At 35.9% G+C, this 22,913-nt stretch carries 23 protein-coding genes; 7 read left to right on the top strand and 16 right to left on the bottom strand.

Annotation, left to right across the window (positions count from 1 at the left end):
• The first annotated feature begins 315 nt into the window (after window positions 1-315).
• The 5 genes from ACFSTE_RS22395 (at window position 316) to ACFSTE_RS22375 (ending at window position 5,349) form a co-directional block, all read left to right on the top strand.
• Complete coding sequence (locus tag ACFSTE_RS22395; protein ID WP_176030955.1) at window positions 316-1,320, top strand: glycosyltransferase; 1,005 nt, start codon at window positions 316-318, stop codon at window positions 1,318-1,320.
• Between the two features lie 98 nt (window positions 1,321-1,418).
• Entirely contained in the window at window positions 1,419-2,384 is a 966-nt protein-coding gene (locus ACFSTE_RS22390) for a CdaR family protein (RefSeq protein ID WP_176030954.1), read from the top strand.
• A gap of 7 nt (window positions 2,385-2,391) precedes the next feature.
• On the top strand, window positions 2,392-2,985 hold the full coding sequence (gene coaE, locus ACFSTE_RS22385) for a dephospho-CoA kinase (RefSeq protein WP_378253940.1): 594 nt from the start codon (window positions 2,392-2,394) through the stop codon (window positions 2,983-2,985).
• 69 nt (window positions 2,986-3,054) lie between these two features.
• On the top strand, window positions 3,055-4,623 hold the full coding sequence (locus ACFSTE_RS22380) for a sensor histidine kinase (protein ID WP_176030952.1): 1,569 nt from the start codon (window positions 3,055-3,057) through the stop codon (window positions 4,621-4,623).
• Between the two features lie 3 nt (window positions 4,624-4,626).
• Complete coding sequence (locus ACFSTE_RS22375; RefSeq protein WP_176030951.1) at window positions 4,627-5,349, top strand: response regulator transcription factor; 723 nt, start codon at window positions 4,627-4,629, stop codon at window positions 5,347-5,349.
• Between the two features lie 82 nt (window positions 5,350-5,431).
• Here the strand turns inward: ACFSTE_RS22375 and miaA are convergent, their stop codons facing one another.
• From miaA to ACFSTE_RS22335, 8 genes are all read right to left on the bottom strand, one after another.
• Complete coding sequence (gene miaA / locus ACFSTE_RS22370; RefSeq protein WP_378253943.1) at window positions 5,432-6,337, bottom strand: tRNA (adenosine(37)-N6)-dimethylallyltransferase MiaA; 906 nt, start codon at window positions 6,335-6,337, stop codon at window positions 5,432-5,434.
• The gene (locus tag ACFSTE_RS22365) at window positions 6,330-7,160 is read right to left on the bottom strand and encodes an ion transporter (RefSeq protein WP_176030949.1); all 831 of its coding nucleotides are present in this window, start codon (window positions 7,158-7,160) and stop codon (window positions 6,330-6,332) included. The genes miaA and ACFSTE_RS22365 overlap by 8 nt, the downstream gene beginning before the upstream one ends.
• A gap of 116 nt (window positions 7,161-7,276) precedes the next feature.
• The gene (locus ACFSTE_RS22360) at window positions 7,277-8,650 is read right to left on the bottom strand and encodes an exonuclease domain-containing protein (protein WP_378253945.1); all 1,374 of its coding nucleotides are present in this window, start codon (window positions 8,648-8,650) and stop codon (window positions 7,277-7,279) included.
• A 34-nt stretch (window positions 8,651-8,684) separates the two neighbouring features.
• Complete coding sequence (locus ACFSTE_RS22355; RefSeq protein ID WP_378253947.1) at window positions 8,685-9,344, bottom strand: YggS family pyridoxal phosphate-dependent enzyme; 660 nt, start codon at window positions 9,342-9,344, stop codon at window positions 8,685-8,687.
• 44 nt (window positions 9,345-9,388) lie between these two features.
• On the bottom strand, window positions 9,389-10,633 hold the full coding sequence (locus ACFSTE_RS22350) for a DUF1015 domain-containing protein (protein WP_378253949.1): 1,245 nt from the start codon (window positions 10,631-10,633) through the stop codon (window positions 9,389-9,391).
• The gene (locus ACFSTE_RS22345) at window positions 10,633-11,238 is read right to left on the bottom strand and encodes a M23 family metallopeptidase (protein WP_378253951.1); all 606 of its coding nucleotides are present in this window, start codon (window positions 11,236-11,238) and stop codon (window positions 10,633-10,635) included. Before ACFSTE_RS22345 ends, ACFSTE_RS22350 begins: the two co-directional genes overlap by 1 nt.
• 14 nt (window positions 11,239-11,252) lie before the next feature.
• On the bottom strand, window positions 11,253-12,146 hold the full coding sequence (locus tag ACFSTE_RS22340) for a 3-hydroxybutyryl-CoA dehydrogenase (protein WP_176030944.1): 894 nt from the start codon (window positions 12,144-12,146) through the stop codon (window positions 11,253-11,255).
• 62 nt (window positions 12,147-12,208) lie between these two features.
• Window positions 12,209-13,171 carry a Gfo/Idh/MocA family protein gene (locus ACFSTE_RS22335; RefSeq protein ID WP_378253954.1) on the bottom strand — a complete coding sequence of 321 codons (963 nt, stop codon included), beginning with the start codon at window positions 13,169-13,171 and terminating at the stop codon, window positions 12,209-12,211.
• Between the two features lie 144 nt (window positions 13,172-13,315).
• Between ACFSTE_RS22335 and ACFSTE_RS22330 the strand changes: the two genes are divergently transcribed.
• Complete coding sequence (locus ACFSTE_RS22330; RefSeq protein ID WP_176030942.1) at window positions 13,316-13,963, top strand: protein-L-isoaspartate(D-aspartate) O-methyltransferase; 648 nt, start codon at window positions 13,316-13,318, stop codon at window positions 13,961-13,963.
• Window positions 13,964-13,997: 34 nt separating this feature from the next.
• Here the strand turns inward: ACFSTE_RS22330 and smpB are convergent, their stop codons facing one another.
• Both smpB and ACFSTE_RS22320 read right to left on the bottom strand, forming a co-directional pair.
• Entirely contained in the window at window positions 13,998-14,462 is a 465-nt protein-coding gene (gene smpB, locus ACFSTE_RS22325) for an SsrA-binding protein SmpB (RefSeq protein ID WP_176030941.1), read from the bottom strand.
• Window positions 14,463-14,609: 147 nt separating this feature from the next.
• Window positions 14,610-14,969: a DUF3887 domain-containing protein gene (locus ACFSTE_RS22320; protein WP_378253956.1), complete on the bottom strand. Its 360-nt coding sequence runs from the start codon at window positions 14,967-14,969 to the stop codon at window positions 14,610-14,612.
• Window positions 14,970-15,422: 453 nt separating this feature from the next.
• On the opposite strand from ACFSTE_RS22320, the gene ACFSTE_RS22315 reads away from it, so the two are divergent.
• Complete coding sequence (locus ACFSTE_RS22315; RefSeq protein ID WP_378253958.1) at window positions 15,423-16,178, top strand: DUF6503 family protein; 756 nt, start codon at window positions 15,423-15,425, stop codon at window positions 16,176-16,178.
• On the opposite strand, the gene ACFSTE_RS22310 is transcribed toward ACFSTE_RS22315, so the two are convergent.
• From ACFSTE_RS22310 to clpB, 6 genes are all read right to left on the bottom strand, one after another.
• The gene (locus ACFSTE_RS22310) at window positions 16,175-16,684 is read right to left on the bottom strand and encodes a phosphoglycerate mutase family protein (RefSeq protein ID WP_378253960.1); all 510 of its coding nucleotides are present in this window, start codon (window positions 16,682-16,684) and stop codon (window positions 16,175-16,177) included. The two genes, ACFSTE_RS22315 and ACFSTE_RS22310, sit on opposite strands and share 4 nt — an antisense overlap.
• Window positions 16,685-16,688: 4 nt before the next feature.
• Window positions 16,689-17,774 carry an esterase-like activity of phytase family protein gene (locus tag ACFSTE_RS22305; protein ID WP_378298405.1) on the bottom strand — a complete coding sequence of 362 codons (1,086 nt, stop codon included), beginning with the start codon at window positions 17,772-17,774 and terminating at the stop codon, window positions 16,689-16,691.
• A 353-nt stretch (window positions 17,775-18,127) separates the two neighbouring features.
• The gene (locus ACFSTE_RS22300) at window positions 18,128-18,622 is read right to left on the bottom strand and encodes an acyl-CoA thioesterase (protein ID WP_176030936.1); all 495 of its coding nucleotides are present in this window, start codon (window positions 18,620-18,622) and stop codon (window positions 18,128-18,130) included.
• Window positions 18,623-18,684: 62 nt separating this feature from the next.
• Window positions 18,685-19,281 carry a TetR/AcrR family transcriptional regulator gene (locus ACFSTE_RS22295; protein ID WP_176030935.1) on the bottom strand — a complete coding sequence of 199 codons (597 nt, stop codon included), beginning with the start codon at window positions 19,279-19,281 and terminating at the stop codon, window positions 18,685-18,687.
• Window positions 19,282-19,376: 95 nt separating this feature from the next.
• A complete protein-coding gene (locus tag ACFSTE_RS22290) occupies window positions 19,377-19,961 on the bottom strand; it encodes a hypothetical protein (protein ID WP_176030934.1) in 585 nt (194 codons plus the stop codon).
• A gap of 176 nt (window positions 19,962-20,137) precedes the next feature.
• Window positions 20,138-22,738: an ATP-dependent chaperone ClpB gene (gene clpB, locus ACFSTE_RS22285; protein ID WP_176030933.1), complete on the bottom strand. Its 2,601-nt coding sequence runs from the start codon at window positions 22,736-22,738 to the stop codon at window positions 20,138-20,140.
• Window positions 22,739-22,913: the final 175 nt, after the last annotated feature.

The raw sequence follows: 22,913 nt of genomic DNA, 5'->3' as shown, positions 1-22,913 counted from the left end.
AATGATATTGCAAAGAATGTTCCAAACTATAAATGTTGGGATGTAAATATTTGTTAAATAGTGTTTTATAGCTATTGAGGAGGGGTGCGCCGCGGGAGTTTAGGTGTGGATGTGCTGTGATGAAATTCTAAAATGCGATAGCGTAGCATCGTAGCCCAACTATGGTTGAATTCCTCATGTTTAGCAAATTGAAATAGGTTTAAACCACTTCTATAAGAAGAGTTCATTTTCGAAACATAGTTTTGAGATGTATTTCTGTTTAAAATAAAGAGAACGGTTTTATTCAAAGAATCATTCTTTGATTACCTTTGCTGTATGAAGCCAGACTTTTCATTTATTATACCTGTTTATAACAGGCCCGAAGAGATTAAAGAATTATTAGCGAGTATGAAAGCTATGGAGTATGATCAGCCATATGAAATAGTAATTGTAGAAGATGGTTCCACTGATACTGCAGCCGCAGAGGTAGAAAAATATAAAGATCAATTATCGATCAGTTATTATCAAAAGGAAAATACGGGACCGGGAGATTCCAGGAACTATGGGATGCGTGTGGCAAAAGGGAATTACTTTATAATTTTGGATAGTGATGTAATTTTACCGGCGGATTACCTAAGCGAAGTCGCTTCTTTTTTAGCGAAGAAGTTTGTTCATTGTTTTGGAGGTCCTGATGATGCACATTCGAGTTTCTCGGACCTGCAAAAAGCAATTAGCTTCAGTATGACTTCATATATGACAACTGGAGGAATTAGAGGAAGAAAAAATACGATGGGTAAATTTCAGCCGAGAAGTTTTAATATGGGCTTATCCAGAGAGGCTTTTGAAAAATCATCCGGATTCGGAAATATTCATCCCGGAGAAGATCCGGATTTGACCATCCGTTTGTGGGAGCTGGGATATGAAACAGCTTTGATTCCAACGGCAAAAGTTTTTCATAAACGAAGAATCTCCTGGGAAAAATTTAAAATACAGGTTCATAAGTTTGGGTTAGTGCGGCCTATTTTGAATAAATGGCATCCGCAAACAGCAAAAATAACCTATTGGTTTCCAAGCTTGTTTATCGCATTTGCAATACTGTCGATAGTCGCTGCATGTTTTGGGTACTGGTATTTTGCAGCCTTCCTGGCAGGGTATTTTTTACTGATTTTTATAGGAGCACTGCGATCTTATAAAAGTGTATCGATAGCAATCAAAGCTGTAATAGCTGTTTTGATACAGTTTTATGGGTATGGAAAAGGTTTTTTAACCGCTTATTACTATATTCATGTATTAGGTAAAAAACCAGAAGAGAAGTTTCGGAAATTATTTTTTCGGCAGTAGGTAAAAAAATAATTTAGCACAGGTGTTGATAAACCAGGGCAGGAACTCGGTGGGATGTCAGATTTTTAACGTCTCTTTTAAAACGATACTAATTATAGATGAAAGAACAAAGCAGTATACGTCATAGGTTTTCTTTTAAACGGAACAATGTAAAAACATTTCTGTTTTTTCTCACGTTTACATCCATGCTATGGTTGTTTATTCAGTTTTCTAAAAACTATACAAGAGAGGTGGAGGTGCCAATCCGATATGTGAATATCCCCAACGGAAAAATACTCAATACGACTAGTGACCTGAGCCTGAAGATTATTCTCAATGGAAACGGGTTTCGTCTGATGAGTAATAACTGGAAGAAAAATGCCTTGACTTTTGATGTAGAAGATGCTGTAACTGCTTCCGGTAGAGGGTATTCCTTTTTTATTGATAAGCAGGCATTATTACTTAAGAATAACCTGGATTTTAAAGGTCGGGTGTTATCTGTTCAGAAAGATACAATCCGGTTGAAACTGGATGAGAATTTAGAAAAAAAGATACCTGTAACAATCAATGGAAATGTGACTTTTACAGCAGGTTACGGAAGTGCAGAAGGAGTAATTCCAAGCCCCGATTCAGTAATTGTCTCCGGAGCAAAAAGGATTGTGGATACGATTGCATCCATACAAACAGAAGAATTTCTGATAGAAGGGGTTCATAAAAACTACAGTACAAAAGTAGCTTTGGATCGAAGTGATTTTCCTTTGGGAGTTACTGTGAGTCCCTTAGAAATTACCGCTTCTATAGACGTAAGTAAATTTACGGAAGGAAGTCAGGAGATCCCGGTGACACTTATTAATGTACCTGACAATCATGAGGTAAAGGTATTTCCAAAAGAAGTCAAGGTAGTGTATAGGGTTGGGCTGGATACATATAATACAATAGCGCCCTCTGATTTTAAAATTATCGCGGATTATCAAAAAGTAGCAGAAGGGAGTTCTTTTTTAATTCTGGAGATTAAGGAATATCCGGTTACGGTTCACGATGTGAGGCTGGGAGAAAAACAGGTGCAATTTGTAATCTTAAAATAGAAAGAAGATGAAAGTAGTAGGACTTACCGGAGGAATTGGAAGTGGCAAATCGACAATTGCTAATATGTTTCAGGATATGGGGATTGCTGTTTATATCGCGGATAAAGAGGCAAAACAGTTGATGAATACAGATGAAACCCTACAAGCTGCTATTGTAGACTTATTAGGAGAAAAAGCATATCAGGACGGAGCATTGAATCGAGCGTATATAGCGAATAAAGTTTTTCGGGATAAAGCTTTGTTAGAAGCATTAAATAGTATCGTGCATCCTGCAGTAGCGAAAGATTTTAACAATTGGAAGAATAAACAAAAGGGGCAATACGTTATAAAAGAAGCAGCTATTCTATTTGAGAATGGAGGATATAAAAAATGTGATTATACGATCCTGGTTGTCGTGCCAGAAGAAGAACGTATCAGGCGGGTGATGCAACGAGATAATACAACAGAAGAGCAGGTAAAAGATCGAATGAAAAACCAATGGACAGATGACCAAAAAGTCCCGTTTGCTGACTTTGTAATACGAAATAATAATCTGAAAAATACACACGATCAGGTTCAGAAAATCCACAATAAAATTATTCTCTTATCGTCTTGTGAATAAGTCATAGTATACTGTTAACATTTGGTTAAACCATAAAGTGGCTAAATGTTAAAGTCTTATTTTTGGGGCATGAATAAAAGACTATTCGTCCTGCTAATAATTTTGATGAGCTTGTCACTGATTGGTATCATTTTTGTGCAGGGATATTGGATTAATAATACGGTAGAAAATAATGAGGAACAGTTTTCGTTAAATGCAAAACATATTCTTATATCCGTATCAAAAGATATTCAGTATAGAGAGTTTGAAGAGATATTTTTTCCGTTGCAGCAAATTATAGATACAATTGATGCTCCGGATAATAAAACGATTCGACAATTGCTTGATATAAGCATTGATAGTACCAGAAAAGGATTGTCATATGCAAATGGTAGTTTAGAAGAAGATTATAAGCTGTTTTCTTCTTTTATAGCCTTCAATATCGATACGGTAAAGTTGAAAAAAGTAATATTGAATCGAAAGACAGATACGATAGGAGGAGAAAATGGAGCGCGTATCACAAAAAACAGAAAGATTTCTAAATTAGAAAGAATTCAAAGATTGACAGATCTTCAGCGAAGAGATTATGAAGAGGCTATAGGAGAAATCGCAAGTTATTTTCCGATACACAGGAGAGTAAAAAAAGAAGAGATAGAAAGATTAATAAATAAAGAGTTAGAAAAACGAGATATAAAAGTGGATTTTGAATATGCTATATATAGTAATGCACTAGCGACAAGAGTCCATTCTGATGATTTTAGCCTGGAATACCCAACTACTTATTCAGTACCACTTTTTATTAATGAACAAGGATTTAGTAAATATCAGTTGTATGTTAATTTTACAGGAAAGAAAAAATATGTATTATCCTCGATAAAAGGGATGACAATTCTTTCTATCATGTTTACATTAATTATTGTTATTGCTTATTCCAGTGCATTATCTCAATTAATTATGCAGCGTCAGATATCGGAGATAAAAACAGATTTTATCAATAATATGACGCATGAATTAAAAACACCAATAGCAACTATAAACCTGGCGCTAGATGCCATTAAAAACCCGAAAATAGGTGGAGATAGCGAAAAAACACAACGATACCTGACGATGATACGAGAGGAAAATAAAAGAATGCATGCTCAGGTAGAAAATGTTTTACGGATTTCTCAACTGGAGAAAAATCAATTAAATATTAAAAAAGAAAGACTAAAGCTACACGATATTATAGAAGATGCAATAACCCATGTATCTCTTATAGTAGAAGATAAGTCCGGATATATTAAAACCCATTTGGGCGCATTTAAATCAGCGATATTAGCCAATGATAGTCATATGATTAATGTCGTAGTTAATATACTGGACAACGCTATAAAATATTCTGAAGACTCACCAAAAATAGATATCTATACAGAGAATGTTAAGGATAGTATTCTTCTGAAAATTAGAGATCAGGGAAAAGGGATGAGTAAAGTAGTACAAAAGAAAATATTTGAAAAATTCTTTAGAGAACACACAGGGGATCTTCACAATGTAAAAGGGCATGGCTTAGGACTTACTTATGTAAAAAGAATCATAGATGACCATCACGGTCAAATTTGGGTAGAGAGCGAAAGGGGAAAAGGCTCTACCTTCATAATTAAATTACCATTAATATCATAAAATATGGAAACAGAAAACAAAAAGATTTTGCTTGTTGAAGATGATCCGAATTTTGGAACTGTGTTAAAAGACTATCTTGTAATGAATGATTACCAAGTAGTCCATGCCAAGAATGGAATGGAAGGTTTTGAAAAGTTCAAAAAGGATGATTACGACATGTGTATTCTTGACGTAATGATGCCATACAAAGACGGATTTACATTAGCAAAAGAAATCAGAGATAAAAATGAAGAGATTCCTATTATCTTCCTAACTGCCAAGGCAATGAAAGAAGATGTGCTTAAAGGATACAAGATAGGAGCGGATGATTATCTTAATAAACCATTCGATAGTGAAGTGCTGTTAATGAAAATTCAGGCGATTATGCAGCGAAAAACTACTGAATCGGTAGTTGACAGTAAGCAGTTTGAGTTTATGATCGGAAGTTTCCATCTGAATTCTAAGTTGAGATTTCTTACCTATAAGGATGAAGAATCTATAAAATTGTCTCCAAAAGAAAACGAATTATTGCGTTTATTGGCGTTGCACTTAAATGACTTAATGCCTAGAGAATTAGCATTGACAAAAATATGGAGAGATGATAACTATTTTACCTCTCGTAGTATGGATGTGTATATCGCTAAACTTAGAAAATATTTAAAACAAGACGAAACGGTAGAAATTCTCAATATCCACGGAGAAGGATTTCGACTGGTAGTTCGAAAAGAAGGGGAAGAAGAAGACTAGAAAATGTTTTTTTTAACCAAACCAATACTTTATTAAAGCAATATAAAAGGCTGTAGATGTCAGTGCATTTACAGCCTTTTTTTTATGAGAGAAACGTATCAATTTTCTGTATGATTTTCTTTGTGTCTTCCTGGTAGTCAAACCAGTGAATTTTTGGGTCTTTTCGGAACCAGGTTAGCTGTCGCTTAGCAAAGCGTCTTGTGTTCTTTTTTATTTCGGCAATAGCTGTTTCCAGAGACCATTCCTTATCCAGGTACTTGAATAACTCTTTATAACCAACAGTATTCAGGGCATTTAATGCTTTGAATTCATATAAAGCGGTTACTTCTTTTAGTAAGCCTTCCTCTATCATATGATCTACTCTGGTATTGATACGATCATAAATAATCTGACGATCGGCAGTAATCCCTATTTTTATAATATTAAAAGGACGGCTTTTTCCAGCGGCACTTAGAAAAGAAGAGTAGGGGGTACCAGTGCCAATACAGATTTCTAGTGCCCGAATCAATCGATGCGGATTTTGAATATCCATTTTGTTGTACTGTACAGGGTCTAATGTTTGTAACTGTTCCTGAAGTGCCGTGATTCCCTTTTTTTCAAAAACGTCATTTAAAGTAATCCGGATGGCAGGATCTATTTCGGGGAAATCATCAAGCCCATCAGTTACTGCCCGGACATATAAACCGGATCCTCCAATTAGAATAGCGATATCTTTTTTGGCAAATAAGGAGGTTAAGATGCTGAGTGCTTCTTTTTCATAATCTCCTACAGAATAAGCATCCTGTATGCTGATATGTTGTATGCAGTGATGAGGTGCCATACTCAGCTCTTCTGTCGTAGGAGCTGCAGTTCCGATCTGCATTTCTTTAAAAAATTGCCGGCTATCCGCAGACAAAATTTCGCAATCAAAATGACGTGCCAGTTGAATACTTAGATTCGTTTTTCCAATGGCAGTAGGGCCAACAATAACAATAAGATGTTTATTCATTATAGAGTGATTCTCCGCAATTGTGACAAAATTTAGCCCCGTCCTGGTGGTTATTTTCATTACAATTATGACAAGATTGGGTGTTTAAGTGAACTTTTTTTGAGTGCTGAGAATATTCTGCACTGACAATTCCTGTCGGAACAGCAATGATACCATATCCCAATATCATAATCAAAGCAGCTATAAACTGCCCGGCCGGGGTTACAGGAGCAATATCTCCGTATCCGACAGTAGTCATTGTTACAATGCACCAATAAACACTCACGGGGATATTTTTAAAACCGCTTTCTTCTCCTTCTACCAGATAAACAATAGTTCCCAGAATAATACATAGCACAATAACGGCAAACAGGAATACAGAAATTTTTGCCCTGCTGTTTTTTATCGCGGTACTTAGTTTATTTGCCTCTCCAATGTATCTCGATATTTTTAATATTCGAAATACCCTTAATAACCGAAGTGCACGTACGGTAAGCAGTGCGTGGTATCCGGTAAAGAAAAAAGATAAGTATAACGGAATCGTAGATAGAAAATCAATGATCCCATAAAAACTAAAAATATAGTTAGAAGGCTTTTTTATCGAAACAATCCGGGCAATGTATTCTAGTGAGAAAAAAATAGTGATAATCCATTCTGCATAATATAGCAAATCATAAGTCGATTGCGGGAGTCCTTTGACACTCTCCAGCATCACGAAAATGATACTAAGTACGATTAATATCAGAAGAATGATATCGAAAAATTTACCAGCCGGCGTATCTGCTTCATAAATAATTTCATGAAGTTTATTTTTCCAATGAGTTTCTGCTTTGTTTGAGTTCAAATTAGTTGGTTTTGGTCTAAAAATACTAAAAAAAAGTACGTATGCCCCAGAATGATTAAAGTATCATTTTTATTTTGATAAGGAATGATAGAGACATTTTTTTCAGAAACCATTATCTACTCATTACTGGTAGGTTTAATAATTTTTAACTTTTTGTTTTTTCTAATGTAACTTTGAATGATATGCTGGGCATCTCTGTTATGACTCATAGGTGTTATAATAGAGCGTAAAATCTCGATATTGTTTATCTGATAATTAAGGGTAAAGTACCCGAACCCCTGCAATATTCCATTTTCTATTAATACGACTCCGCGTTCGTCAACCTCTCTTCCCCGGTCGATCAAAACCATGGTTTCGTTTTTGAAAGAATGGTGATGTATTAATTCCATCACCCGTTCGTTATACTCGGCAGGAGATTCTTCTGATATACAAGCTCCATAGCATTGCTTAATAGTGTAGTTAAAACAATTTTTTTTGCCAGTATCTAATCCCATTAATTTTTGGCAGAGCTGATATTCCTCTGACCACTTAAACATAAAAGATTTGGCCTGCTGCCTGTTAGTGAATATAGTGATAGGTTTTTTTCTGAGGTCAATTCTTGCCGTTTTGAGATTGATATATCCTTTTTCGTCTGTAAATTGATAAAGAGCCTGATCAAAACGTGTTCTTCTCAGGGCCCGATTAAACTTAGGCTTGTGTAATTTGATTTCTTCATTCTCCTTTAATAAGGCGAGTAACTCACTTCCTGTAATCTCAAAAGTCACATGGGTAATTTCTTCCTGTATCCGTTTCGATTTCCGGTTATCACTGGTAAAATGCTGGTTGAGCCTTTTTTTGATATTCCTGCTTTTTCCGATATAGATAATCTTGCCTTCGGCATCGTGCATATAATATACTCCGGTCTCCGAAGGGACACTGTCAATAAGCTTTAGTAGCTTATCGTCAATTTGTCTTTTGGGTTTAAAACGAACCGTATTAGTGACAATCTTTTTTTCTACATCCTTGGCAAGAAGAAGTTTGAAAAGTTTTACAGTGGCTAAAGCATCTCCATTCGCCCGGTGCCTATCGGTCATGGGGATTCCCAGGCTTCGAACTAGTTTTCCGAGGCTATAGGATGGTTGATCCGGGATTAGTTTTCGGGAGAGTTCTACAGTACAAAGAGATTCTCTTTCGAATTCAAATCCCAGTCGTGAGAATTCCGTTTTCAGAATACGATAATCAAAACTCGCATTGTGAGCCACAATAATCGCATCTGTTGTGATTTCTACAATTCGCTTGGCAACTTCATAAAATTTGGGGGCATTTCTAAGCATTTCGTTATTAATCCCGGTCAGGTTGGATACGAAAGGCTGTATCGGACGCTCCGGGTTAATTAAACTTATAAATTGATCCACTATTTCATGACCGTCAAATTTATAGATAGCAATTTCAGTAATACCTTCTTCATTGTATTTTCCTCCTGTTGTTTCTATATCTAAAATTGCATACATATTGTATCGTTCCTACTTTTTTATACGGTTGTGGTTATACATAGTTTCTTTTTCCAAAAATAGAACTTCCAATACGAACCATGGTGCTACCGGAAGCAATGGCGACTTCATAATCCCCACTCATTCCTATGGATAGTGTTTTTAGTTGGGGGTATTGAGGAACCATTTCGTCGAATAAGTTTTTGATCACACTAAATTCTTGTCGAATCTGTTTTTGATTATCAGTAAAGGTAGCCATTCCCATAAACCCTTCGATATGAACATTGGATAAACTACTGACCTCTTCAGAAGCTAATAGCGCTTGGGCATCTGATGGAGAAAGTCCAAATTTACTCTCTTCTTCTGCGATTTTTATTTGTAACAGGCAATGGATGATCCGTTTATTTTTTAAGGCTTGCTTGTTGATCTCTTTTAATAGTTTTAAGCTGTCAACTGCATGGATCAAGTGAACATATGGAGCCATGTACTTTACTTTATTTGTCTGTACATGCCCGATCATATGCCATAAAATATCCTGAGGAAGCTGCTCCCATTTTTCTGTCATCTCCTGAATTTTGTTTTCTCCGAATACTCGGTGTCCCGCCTGGTAGGCTTCTTCAATATCGGCAACAGGTTTGGTCTTTGATACAGCGACTAGGGTGATCTCTTTAGGTAATGATTCTTGTATGTCTTGCAGATTAGATGTAATGCTCATAATGTCTCTTTCTAAGATACTTCTTTTATGGGGTATCAACGAATTTATTTTTCAAATTCATAAATAGTGATCCCACTTCTTAATTTAGGCTCAATATACGTGCTTTTTGGAGGCATGGTCAAGCCCTCATCGGCTATATTTTTCATTTGTTCAACAGTCGCAGGAAATAAACCAAAACCTGCTTTGAATTCCCCGGAGTCAACTTTTGTTTTTACATAAACAATGTCATTTTTTCCATGAGAGTATTCGATTCTGTCATCAGTACGAAGATCTGTTATGTTTAAGATGGGTTCAAGAATTGTTTTGAACAGAATATGAGCGTCTAGAGAATCTAATGCAGTATTAAATTCGTAGATTGTTTTTCTCAGATACAAAGAGTAAAACTCTCCTTCCAGGTATAAGCTAAAATGATGAGGTTTACTGGGTTTGTACACTTCAATTCCTCGATTTTCGATACGGAACCACTCATCCAGACGAATTAAAAATTCTTCTTTAGTAAGTCCGTTCAGATCTTTAATAAGGCGATTGAATTCATATATCCGAAGTTCGGATTCGGGAATCAGGTAACTCATAAAGAAATTATAGGCTTCTGTTCCTGTATGATTAGAATTTTCTTCTTTCAGGTCTTTGGAAAGTAAATAAGAAGAAGCGGATCGATGATGTCCGTCAGCAATATAGATGGTTTCCATAGCTGCAAACTCTTTTTCGATCTGCCGGAGAATTTCCGGTTGATTGATTTGCCATAAATAATGAGTGTCTCTGTAGGTGGTGGTAAACTCATATTCGGCTCTTTCTGCTACTGTATTTTTTATGATTGAGGTTATGAGGTCATTATCTGGGTAGGTGAGAAGCACAGGTTCTGCATTAAAACCTACTGTACGGAGATATTCTTTAAAGGTGGTTTCCCGATCCTGAATCGTATCCTCATGCTTTTTGATAACATTGTTCTCATAATCTTCGGCACTTGCGGCTGCTACAATACCACAAAAAGATTCCTGTTCCCTGTTGACAATCTTATACACATAATACGAGGTCTGTTGATCCTGAATAAAAATGTCGTCTTCCTTGAATTCCAAATACCTGTTTCGGACGAGCTTATATCGCTCTTCTCCCGAAATTACTTTTTGGTATTTGTAACCAGGGTTTACGATATGCAGAAAAGAATACGGATTATGCGTCATTCTGGAATCCCGTTCTTCTGGAGTATAACTTTGATAAGAGCGAGAGGCGATTAATCCTACTTTGTCTCTGGTGGGTCTGACTGCTTTAAAAGGTTTAATGGTAGCCATTAGTTTGAATTTATAAAATTTGTAGGATGTATATATCCTTTAGTATCATTGGAATATCCTTGTCCGATATCCATAAAGATATGATTTCTTATTTCCAGGTGTAAATGTGCGTAATATTTTCCATGGGCATTCCCTATAGTACCAATAGGTGTTCCTTTATGGAGTAAATCTCCTTTTTTGACCGCTATGGTATGACAATGTGCATAGACAGATTCATAATAGGAGCCTTTGTATTGATGAATAATACGAATTACATGTCCCCATCCGCCTCCGATATCCTGAGCAAAGGATACATATCCATTGGCAATGGCATAAATAGGATCGCCTAAATCACTATTTCCTCCCTTGATTCCATTCCAGTCTTCTCCCAAATGTGCATTTTCTCCAAAATGTTGCGCATTGTAATACCCTTTGGCATCAGGTTTGCCAACGGGGAAATCAAAACTACTGGCGATATAGGTTGGGTGTTTTTTAAAAAGATGATCCAGCTGCGGGTACTGCTGAGTATATGGAGAGGGACTTTTAGACATAGTAGCTAAACTTCCTTGCTCTTTTTTACAGCATATCTGTAATAAACAAATAAAAAGAAGGAAGTTTAGCTTCATAAAGTCATAAGAGATTATGCAAATTGCGTTGCTATTTTTTCCGCTTTTCTGCTCTCTGCATAGTCATAAAAGCCTTCTCCGCTTTTGATTCCTAGCTTACCGGCAGTTACCATATTTACTAACAGAGGGCAAGGTGCGTATTTCGGATTTTTAAACCCTTCGTACATTACATTTAATATAGAAAGACAAACATCTAATCCAATGAAGTCAGCTAATTGTAAGGGGCCCATTGGATGAGCCATTCCCAATTTCATTACAGTGTCAATTTCCTGAACTCCGGCCACTCCATTGTATAAAGTCTCAATAGATTCATTAATCATAGGCATTAAAATTCTATTGGCTACGAACCCTGGATAATCATTCACTTCTACAGGAACTTTACCCAGTGTTTTGGAAAGCTCCATAATCGTATTAGTAACTTGGTCAGAAGTGTTATACCCTCTGATAATTTCTACTAACTTCATAATAGGTACAGGGTTCATAAAATGCATACCGATTACTTTGTCTTGCCTGGAAGCTTTTGTAGCAGCTGCTATCTGAGTAATCGAAATGGAAGAAGTATTTGTAGCAAGAACCGTATCTTCTCCGCAAACTTCATCCAGCTCTTTAAAAATGTTCAATTTTAATGGTACATTTTCTGTGGCAGCTTCTACTACCAGTTGTGCATATTCAACTCCTTCTTTGATGTCTGTAAAAGTGGTGATATTGCCAAGTGTTTCTTCTTTATCAGCTTCAGAAATCACTTCTTTTTTGATCATTCGATCGAGGTTTTTGGTAATGGTTGCAATTCCCCGGTTCAGTGATTCTTGAGAGATGTCAATTAATTGAACTTTGAAACCTTTTTGGGCGAATGTATGTGCGATACCATTCCCCATTGTTCCTGCGCCGATAACAGCTATATTTTTCATGTCGTTGTCTGTTTTATAAATATTCAGAAAATAGTATTTTCTATGATGATCAATGTTGTAATCTAGTTAAAGCAAGCGATAATTTGCAAAGCTACCTCCAGTGCTTTTTTACCTTGTTCGAGCGAGACAATAGGAGTGCTGTCATTTTTTATAGCCTCGGCAAAAGTATCCAACTCATCAAGGATTGCATTGTTACTGGGGACACTCGGATTATCAAAATAAATTTGTTTTTTTACCCCTTCTGCATTTTGCAAAATCATGGCAAAATCGTCAGGTTGTTCGGGAGCGTCTTTCATTTTTACGACTTCGCATTTCTTTTCGAAGAAGTCCACCGATATATAGGCATCTTTTTGGAAGAAACGCGCCTTTCTCATATTTTTTAAGGAAATCCGGCTGGCAGTAAGATTGGCAACACAGCCGTTTTCGAACTCTATTCTTGCATTTGCGATATCAGGTGTTTCGCTAATTACAGATACTCCGCTGGCACTAATGTTTTTTACTTCAGAATTCACTACGCTAAGAATAGCATCTATATCGTGAATCATTAAGTCCAGTACTACAGGCACATCTGTTCCTCTGGGATTAAATTCTGCCAGTCGATGTGCTTCAATAAACATAGGGTTGTCTATTTTTTTTGCCACCGAGGTATAGGCAGGATTAAATCGCTCTACATGACCGACTTGTCCTTTTACATTATATGTATTAGCTAGTTCAATAAGCGCTTCTGCTTCTTGTACAGTATTGGTAATAGGTTTTTCTATAAATACGTGTTTTCCTGCTTTAATAGCTTTCTTTGCAACTTCAAAATGGGCAAAAGTAGGAGTGACAATATCAATCACATCTACAGCATCTATTAAGGCTTCGGCAGAGTCGAAAGGGGTAAAACCAAATTCTTCGGCAATAGCTGCTACCTGTTCTTTATTGGGGTCATAGAACCCGACTAAATTATAATTTGTTGATTGTTCTAATAAACGTAAATGAATTTTACCAAGGTGCCCCGCACCAAGTACTCCTGCTTTGAGCATATTTCAAGGTTTTAGACAAAAATAACATTATTTATAAATTTTAATTCTTATTTGTATCTAAAATGTAAAATATTCCTTTTAGAAGTAAAATTGTATGAGAATCTTTAAAATCTTTACGTAATTTTGGCTATTCAAAAAACGCGAATGAGAGCTAAAGATACGTTAAAACAAGCTGGAAAAAGAAAACAACTGGTCAAGGTATTGATTGATAAAGGGATTAAGGATAAAAAGGTGTTAGAAGCCATTAATTCAATTCCCAGGCATTTGTTTATGGATTCTAGTTTTGAAGATCATGCGTATCAGGATAAGGCATTTCCAATTGGTGCGGATCAAACCATTTCACAGCCATATACGGTGGCTTTTCAGAGTGAATTAATGGAGGTTAAAAGTGGTGATAAGGTATTGGAAATAGGAACAGGTTCTGGGTATCAGACAGCTGTATTATGCGAATTAGGGACTAAAGTATATAGTATTGAGCGACAAAAAGAATTGTTTAAAAAAGCCAAACTGTTTCTTCCTAAAATCGGATATCGCCCCAAACAATTGATTTTTGGTGATGGGTATAAAGGATTAGCCGAATTTGCGCCTTATAAAGCTATTATTGTTACTGCGGGCGCTCCTTATGTTCCTAAACCTTTATTAAGTCAATTAGCAATAGGAGGGAGGTTGGTGATTCCTGTTGGAGAAAACGCTCAGATTATGACCTTGTTCATACGAAAAAGTGAGACACAATTCGAAAAACACGAGTTTGGAGAGTTTCGTTTTGTCCCGCTGTTAGAAGATAAAAACTAAAAAGTAAAAAGCCTTTGCCATTGCAAGGGCTTTTTTAATTGTTATACGCTTTTTTTATACGATCCAGATTTCTCTTATTATCTCTGTTTTTAATCGTTTCTCTTTTGTCGTAAAGCTTTTTCCCCTTGGCGAGTACAATATCTAATTTAGCAAGCCCCCGTTCATTAATAAATAATCGGGTAGGAATAATGGTAAGACCGCTATTCTTTACTTCTTTTTCAAGCTTTTTTAATTCTTTTTTATTCAGGAGTAATTTTCGTTCACTCTTAGGATTGTGATTAAAATACGTCGCATGCGAATATTCTTCGATATGCATATTGATCACGAATAGTTCTCCCCCATTGTGGAATTCACAAAAACTTTCGGCAATACTGGCTTTTCCTTCTCGAATTGCTTTAATCTCTGTTCCTGCCAGTTTGATTCCGGCAGTGTATTTATCTAAGAATTCGTATTCGAATTTTGCCTTTCTGTTTAATATATTAATTCTGTTCTGACCCACGAGTTGATTTTTAATACTATTTCGGTAACGCTGTAAGCGCCCATAAAGCGAGGTAATATTTTATGGAACATCTTATAAGATGGCTGTAAAAATACAAAGCTTTCTCGAAAAGAAAGCTTTGTTATAGGATATATCTATAAAATTCGCCTATAATTGATCAAATTGAATAGATATTATTTTGTCTTGATCGTCCAGTAATAATTCCATGGACAGGCTTGCTTTCTCAAATGTAGCAGTATACGTATGTACTTTTCCCGAAGTGTTTTGGAATTCGGTTTGGGTTAATTTCCCAAATTGACTATAACATCCTTTTACAAAGGCAGCGACTCCTTCTTTTGTTATGTCATTTTGCGTTTCGGGAGTGTACAGTTCAAAAATAGCTGCTGCATCTTGCTGGTTAAAGTACTCTGTAAATGAGGTGGTTACTTTTTTGTAAGCATCGGCTTCCTGTGCAGTAATAGTCATTGATAGAACTGTAGAAAATAATAAAATAAGGGTATGTTTCATGAGTGTATTTTTTGGGGTTTGTTAGATTGCAAAATTACTAAAAAATCTTTTTTGTTAACATATCTCTACTCAGGAAGGGGTGGTTTTGTATGAAGGAGTATACCGGATTAAATCTGGTCTGACGAGTGCAGAAAAGTAAGAAGGGAAGGTTTGCAGAGGAATTGGAAGTTGCACCGGTTATTTAGAGAGAGGTACAACAGACGTTGAGAAAAACAAGTGCTGCCTTTTCGATACGTTTCAGTGTATTGGCACCTTGATTATTGGGGGATACGATAGTCGTACTTGTAATGCTTTAACAAAATTCTAGCATAAATGATTAGAATAAAGAGTACTTTCGTTATTACAGATGTACCTTGAGATTTGTACTGAGGTACTTTAAAAGAAATAAGTTTTTAATAGTAAGGAGGCTTCCTGAAATTGTAACATCTCACTATGTGAGTAAAATAAGTAGTTATGGTTCGTTTTTTATTTTTTTCGTTTTTTTTCGTGATGATTCATGTTTCGGTATTTTCTTATCAGCAGACGGCGCAGGAAATTGTAGATAAAGCAATCGAAAAGGCTGGAGGAACGGTATTCGATCAATCTGTGATTCATTTTTCCTTTAGAGGGAAACAGTATAGAAGTGAACGAAGAAAAGGGGTGTACCAACTGGAGCGCAAGGTTGTATCAGATACAAAAGAAGTGCACGATGTAGTGAGTAATAAAGGATTATTGCGGCGTGTGAATGGATGTGCGGTTACAGTTGCAGATTCTTTGGTGACTAAAATCAGTGATGGGGTAAACTCAGTGCACTATTTTGCAATGCTTCCGTATGGATTAAACGCTGCTGCAGTGAATAAAACCCTGGCAGGAGAGACGGTATTAAAGGGGGAACCTTATTACAAGATAAAAGTAACTTTTGATCAGGAAGGAGGAGGAACGGATTATGAAGACGAATTTATGTATTGGATACATAAAGAACGTTACACCGTTGACTATCTGGCGTATAAATATGCGGTTAATGGCGGGGGAATTCGCTTTAGAGAAGGATATAATCCACGAGTGGTTTCAGGCATTCGATTTGCAGATTATAAAAATTATAAAACGGAGGCCTTGCATACAGATTTGTCTCAATTGGATACATTGTTTGAGACCGGGAAATTAAAGCAGGTTTCTGTTATTGCCTTAGAAGATATTCATGTGTATGTACTGAAAGAAGATTGCTGTTAATTAATGTCCAATACAGTTTCTGTAATTTGATCTCCTGTGATTTTGATAATAAATAATTTGCCGTAATCTTCATGTTCGAGATCATCGTATTTCTTTTTTTGCAATAGCGTGTTTATAAAAGAAGGGATGGTATTAGAGTGCCCGATAATTACGGTAGTTTTTCCTTTTGTTTTTTGTTTAAAATCTTTCGATAATAGCTTGTTGGGAGCGTATGTGGTTATTGGTACCTTATTTTTTTGGGCGATAGGTGTAGCTGTTAGTTTTGTTCGTAGAAATTGAGTGCTGTATACGTAATCAATTGAGGAGGGAGCTAAAATAGCTGCCCACTTTTTTGCTCTGATATTTCCTTTTTCGGTAAGCATAGGATTTGGGTTTCTGGGGTCACTGAGGTCTTTTTCTGCATGCCGAATCAAGAAGTAAGTTGTTGTTTCTGATGTGGTAGAAGTAGTGGGAGAGGAACAACCAATAATAAGGATAGAAAAGAGAAATATACAGATGTGTTTCATAGGATTATTTTTTAATGATCAATTCCATGAGGATAAATTGGTTGATCTGGATATCTGATGGATTGAAGTTATTATCAGCAATAAGAATGAGAGAAGGGTTGCCATTAGGAAGGGTGGGACCTATCGTAATACCTTCTATATTGTCTACTATGTTATTTGTTAATTTTGCTCTGACGCTTTCAAAATCAAAGAGTAATTTTTTGGAAGCACTGGAATAAGGGGCATCGGATAAAGAGGTCTGATGAAGGGTATTGGTTGCATTTTTCTTATCAGCTACATAGAGTTTGACAGTATTTCCCTGTGTTCCGTAGCCGGATACATATCCTCGTTCCAGGATGATAAAAAGATCAGTAGTGATTTGTACCAGTCCGGTAATCCCATTGACTCCGAATTTTCCTTTTGGATCTCTTGCTAGCTTGTCCAGTGGGTAAGTAAATTGAAATGAAGGAGTTTTGCTCTTTTTGTCAAAGAAAGTGATTCTAGCGGGAGCCCCCTGATGCAGGAATGAAGGTTCTTCTCCGTCCTTTTGTAAAGGAAGCTCCATAGATGCCCAAAATCCCTTATTGTGTATGTCAGGGGTTAATCCCTCGAAAACAGCATTGTGTCTGGGGGCATTGCTCCCTGTAGCAAGCAGGTTGCCGGGAAGCTTGAAAGCATCTATGAAAGTACCGTTGAGCTCCGTAGTGAATATAGCAGGATTGCTATTGTTTTTAACAGACCCCTCACTGGTAAAAACCAATGTATTATTATCAGACAGTCGCAATGCTTCCAGATCCAGGGTTTTTTCTTCTGGGTTTTGAACTTTAATCGGAGCAGTAAAACGGATGTCTTCTATTTTGTTATTATTGATCTCTATAGAAGCTTTGTAGAATCTGGGATGTCTGGCGTCATCACATACGATATAATATTGATCGCTTTTTGGGTCATAATCAATACTGGAAAGCCCTCCAATTCTGGAACTACTAAATACAGTATCATTCTGTACAACATACTCGTCATGGAACTTTATGGAGATGTGTTTTCCGCTTTTGCAAGCAGTTAGGGTAATAAGAAAAAAGAATAAAAAATGAAAAAAGATACTTCTGAACATGCTGATTATTTATGATTGTAAAAGTACTGTTTTTTGCTTTCAGAAGATGGAAATAGGGTGTTATTATACGGTATAAAAAATATAAAAGAGACGTTATCATGGGTATGATGAAGTCTCTTTGTATATAGGTGATATCATAAATTAAATGAACTCTGGAAAAATGTTGCTATTTTCCCTAATAGGTCTATTCAAAAATGCCTAATTGCCAGGACACGACAAGCATTGATAAAAGGGCGATTATAAAAAATCCAATAAAAACATAATAAACTCTTTTTCTGGAAGAATTTATCCTTTTCGAGAATTTCATAGTGATGTATTTAATTGATTGATGTATTCTATAAGACGCCAAAAAACTAAAAAAGTTGCATTTTTTTGGATTTAATTTCTAAAATTCTTTCATCAAAGCTTTTTGCTTCAACAGGAGACTTAACTGATTCAAAAAGAGATAGTAACTGTTCATTGTGGTTCCATTTTTTTTGCTTTAGTAGATTAAAGTGAATGAATGTACTCCACAACACTGCTTTTAACTCTGTTTTATCTTCATTGAGCATCCTGATTTCTACTTGTAGCATGTTTTTATCAAAATTGATTAATTGTGATTCGATGCATACTTTCTCCATGGTAAATGCAGGCTTGAGATAAGCAATCTGATTGCTTCCGACTACCCAGCTTACTCCTTGGTTCTTTGCCATTTCAAAAATGTCAATTTGATAATGTTCTGCTACCTGATCTTCCCGGGCGTTGATCATATAATTGAGGTAAGAGGCGTTGTTTAGGTGGTTAAAAGGATCACAATCTTGAAATCGTATTCTGGCAAAACTGTTTAAAATTTTAGGTAAGGTCTTCATTATCTTTGTTTTTGTTAGTGAATAATTTTATACCAATCGGTATATTTTAGGTTAAAAAAATATTATTTTTTTATTTCATTCAGGATCATTTGATCCACTTTATCCATAATTGAAGAAAGATAGTTTTCGTCATTCATGGTATAGGTCATAAATACGGCTCCCTGGATCATTGTATAAATTTGTTTAGCATATAGCCAGGAATCTATAGCGGGTTTAATTTCTCCTTCTTTTTTTCCTTGTTCAATAATTTTTACCAGATTCTTTTGTATTCTTTCTATGGTATACTGAACATGTGCAAACAGTTCTGTGTTTTGATTATTAGCATCTACTCCCATATTTATAATAGGACATCCACCGTATTCATAGATGTAATCATAATAGTTGCGATAGAACTTGGTAAGTAAGGTCAATTTTTCAAAAGGCGAGTCACTTCTGTTTTGGTACTCTGTAATCCTGCGAAGTACTCCCTTTACGACCATATTAAAGGCTTCAATAGCGAGTTCTTCTTTGTTTTTGAAATTTCCATAGATAGCGCCTTTAGTGAGTCCAGTAGCTTTGGTAATATCACTAAGACTTGTAGCTGCATACCCGTTTTTATTAAAAATAGGGGCTACTTTCTTAATAATAAATGCCTTTGTCTGATCTGCTTTACTCGCCATAAAATTTACTTCTGAAACAAAAGTATCAAAAAAATAATACCAATCGGTATATTTTTATGTTAATTCTTTTTAAAATTTATAAAAGCAGGGAGGGGTTAGTGCATTTCTCTTGCTACCATACAGTTATCGGTACTTTTCTTGCTTTTGTAGTCAAGGAGAATTTTGTATTTTTTTAGGATGTCCTGACTTTGATTGCATCGTATTTTTTTAGAAGATACGGAGTTGGTTTTTATCGGTTGGTTGTTTTTGGTTTGGTATTCTTTTACTTTACACAAGATAGATTTTTCCTTGTCAAAATAATATCTTTTTTCCATCGTATGAGTAATATCAATAGGGTCTGGAGACTCTTTATATGTTTTGTAATGAGTTGTATGTGTAGTGAGTTGAAAAAAGAGCTGATTGTTCCATACATAATACTCATCTTTATGGCTAATATGATTCTGAGTATATGTGTGAAGAATGTGTTTTAGTTCGCTGCTGTTGTAATAATAAGTTATTATCCCACTTTCCGTAAAATCCTTGCAAAAATAAGAACTGTTTTCTTTGCTAAAAGAATTGCTCCCTATCAACTCTCTAATAACTTCATATTTTGTAGAAATATCAGAAATAATGCCCTTTTGATCCTGACTTTCTACATTTAAACAGCTCAATAATAGTACTGTTATACAAAATGTTCTCATCGGAGGCAATTTAGTTAAAACTTTTTCTTTTTTCAGAAAAAATTATCACCAAAATTACGGTTTTTTTGTTGATATCTTATTGGAAACCATTAATGTATCGTGTGGTATTTATAAAAAAAGCAATAAACCGGATGGCTTATTGCTTTTTTATTTAACACAAATTAATCAAAATTGCTTTAAGAAACTAGGTCTGTTTGGTTTCTAAATATCAATGCATCGTCAAATGCATCAATAAGGATAATGCTATCTGTAGAGACATTTCCTGCTAATATTTCTTTAGAAAGAGCATTGAGCACTTCTTTTTGAATGACTCTTTTTACGGGTCTGGCTCCAAACTCAGGCTGGAACCCTTTTTCTGCTAAAAGGGAAATGGCGTCATTTGTGGCATCTAAGGTAATTTGCTGCTGAGCCAGCATGGCAGATACCTGTTTTAATTGCAGGGCAACTACCTTTGTAATATCTACTTTAGTCAATGGAGTAAAGGTTATGATATCGTCTATTCGGTTTAGAAATTCCGGACGAATGGATTGTTTCAGTAGTTCTAATACTTCTGTTTTAGCCATATCCATAGCTGTTTCCAGGTCAGGGATATTTTCTAGTTTTTCCTGTATAATGTGACTCCCCATATTACTGGTCATAATAATAATGGTATTTCTGAAATCAGCAGTTCTTCCTTTATTATCTGTAAGCCTTCCTTCATCTAGTACCTGTAATAAGATATTAAAGGTATCGGGATGTGCTTTTTCTATTTCATCAAGTAGAATTACAGAATAGGGTTTACGTCTGACAGCTTCTGTGAGTTGCCCTCCTTCGTCATAACCTACATATCCTGGAGGGGCTCCTACTAATCTGCTGACGGCATGTCTCTCCTGATATTCACTCATATCTATTCTGGTCATGGCGCCTTCATCATCAAATAAATACTCTGCAAGAGCTTTTGCTAATTCTGTTTTTCCTACCCCTGTAGTTCCTAAGAAAAGAAAAGAACCGATAGGCTTTTTCTGATCTTGTAATCCAGCACGGCTTCTGCGGACAGCATCACTTACAGCTTGTATGGCTTCTGATTGTCCGACAACTCTTTTTTGTAACTCCTTTTCTAACTGAAGTAGCTTTTCCCGCTCACTTTGCAGCATTTTAGTTACCGGAATACCTGTCCATTTAGCAACCACTTCGGCAATGTCATCATTGGTTACTTCTTCTTTTATAAGTGATGATTTACTTTGCTGCTCTAACAGTTGTTTTTGTAAGGATTCCAGTTTTTCCTGCGCTTCTTTTATTTTTCCATAGCGCAATTCAGCAACACTGCCATAATCTCCATTTCGTTCAGCTCTTTCAGCTTCTAACTTATATTCCTCAATGTCTTTTTTAGTCATTTGGATGGCATCCACTACTTCTTTTTCGCTTTGCCATTTAGAAAAAATATCATTTCGTTCTTCTTTTATATTGGCGAGATCAGCGTATAGGGATTTTAACTTCGTTTCGTCATTTTCTCTTTTGATCGCTTCAATTTCAATTTCTAATTGCATAATTTTTCTATCCAGAACATCCAATTCTTCTGGTTTAGAGTTGATTTCCATTCGAAGTTTTGAAGCGGCCTCATCAATCAGGTCAATTGCTTTATCAGGTAAAAAACGATTGGTGATATATCGCTGTGATAGCTCTACGGCTGCAATAATCGCTTCATCTTTGATGCGTACTTTGTGATGTGTTTCGTATTTTTCTTTGATTCCCCGAAGAATAGAAATGGCACTTTCGGTATCTGGTTCGTCTACAATAACTTTCTGAAAACGCCTTTCTAATGCTTTGTCTTTCTCAAAGTATTTTTGGTACTCATCCAGTGTGGTGGCTCCAATAGCTCTGAGTTCTCCTCTTGCCAAAGCAGGTTTTAGGATATTTGCAGCATCCATTGCGCCTTGTCCGCCACCTGCACCGACAAGTGTATGTATCTCATCAATGAATAAAACGATGTCTCCATTACTGGTTGTTACTTCTTTGACAACAGCTTTTAATCGTTCTTCAAATTCTCCTTTGAATTTGGCACCGGCGATCAATGCACCCATATCCAGAGAGAAAATTTGCTTGTTTTTTAAATTTTCGGGAATATCTCCGGCAATGATACGGTGAGCTAAGCCTTCTGCAATGGCTGTTTTTCCAACTCCGGGTTCCCCGATAAGAATTGGGTTGTTTTTGGTACGTCTTGACAAAATCTGAAGCACTCTTCTGATTTCTTCATCTCTTCCGATGACAGGATCCAGTTTTCCACTTTCTGCTAATTGGTTTAGGTTTTTTGCGTATTTATTTAAAGACTGGTAGGTGTCTTCTGCATTTTGAGAAGTAACACGCTCTCCATTTCTGATTTCATTAATAGCAGCAGTAAGATCTTTTTCGGTGACTCCTTGATCTTTTAATATCTGTGCTACTTTGCTGGAAGATTTAAAAATAGCTAATAAGAGATGTTCTATAGAAACGTATTCATCATTCATTTTCTTAGCAACAATACTAGCTTCATTTAATGATTTTCCTGCTTCTCTTGATAGTTGAAGCTCTCCTCCGGAAACTTTAGGGAAGCTTTGTAAGGTGCTATCTACTACTTGCTGTAGCAATGATAAATTGACATTTAATTTTTTTAATATAAAAGGAAGTACATTCTCATCGACGGTAGAAATCGCCTTGAAAATATGTTCGTTCTCTATTTGTTGATGACCATAGCCCTGCGCTAATTGCTGCGCCTGCTGAATGGCTTCCTGTGATTTTATGGTGAAATTATTAAAGTTCATATGTGCTTTTCTTTTTCTTTTGTTGAGAAGGAATCAAATTACATACCTCTGTAATAAAGAAGTCAAAATGTCTGTTTTTGTGGTTTTTTGAAAGACAAAATGACAGGTTGTAAAGAATTGTATGGTAGATCGACTAATTTGTCACAGAACTGTTTCATGAAGAAGCATTTCATTA

The organism is Aquimarina hainanensis (assembly GCF_042684685.1).
In the GTDB taxonomy this organism is placed as follows: domain Bacteria; phylum Bacteroidota; class Bacteroidia; order Flavobacteriales; family Flavobacteriaceae; genus Aquimarina; species Aquimarina hainanensis.
The sequence above is the reverse complement of the archived record's forward strand: the minus strand, read 5'-3'. Positions and strand labels throughout refer to the sequence as shown.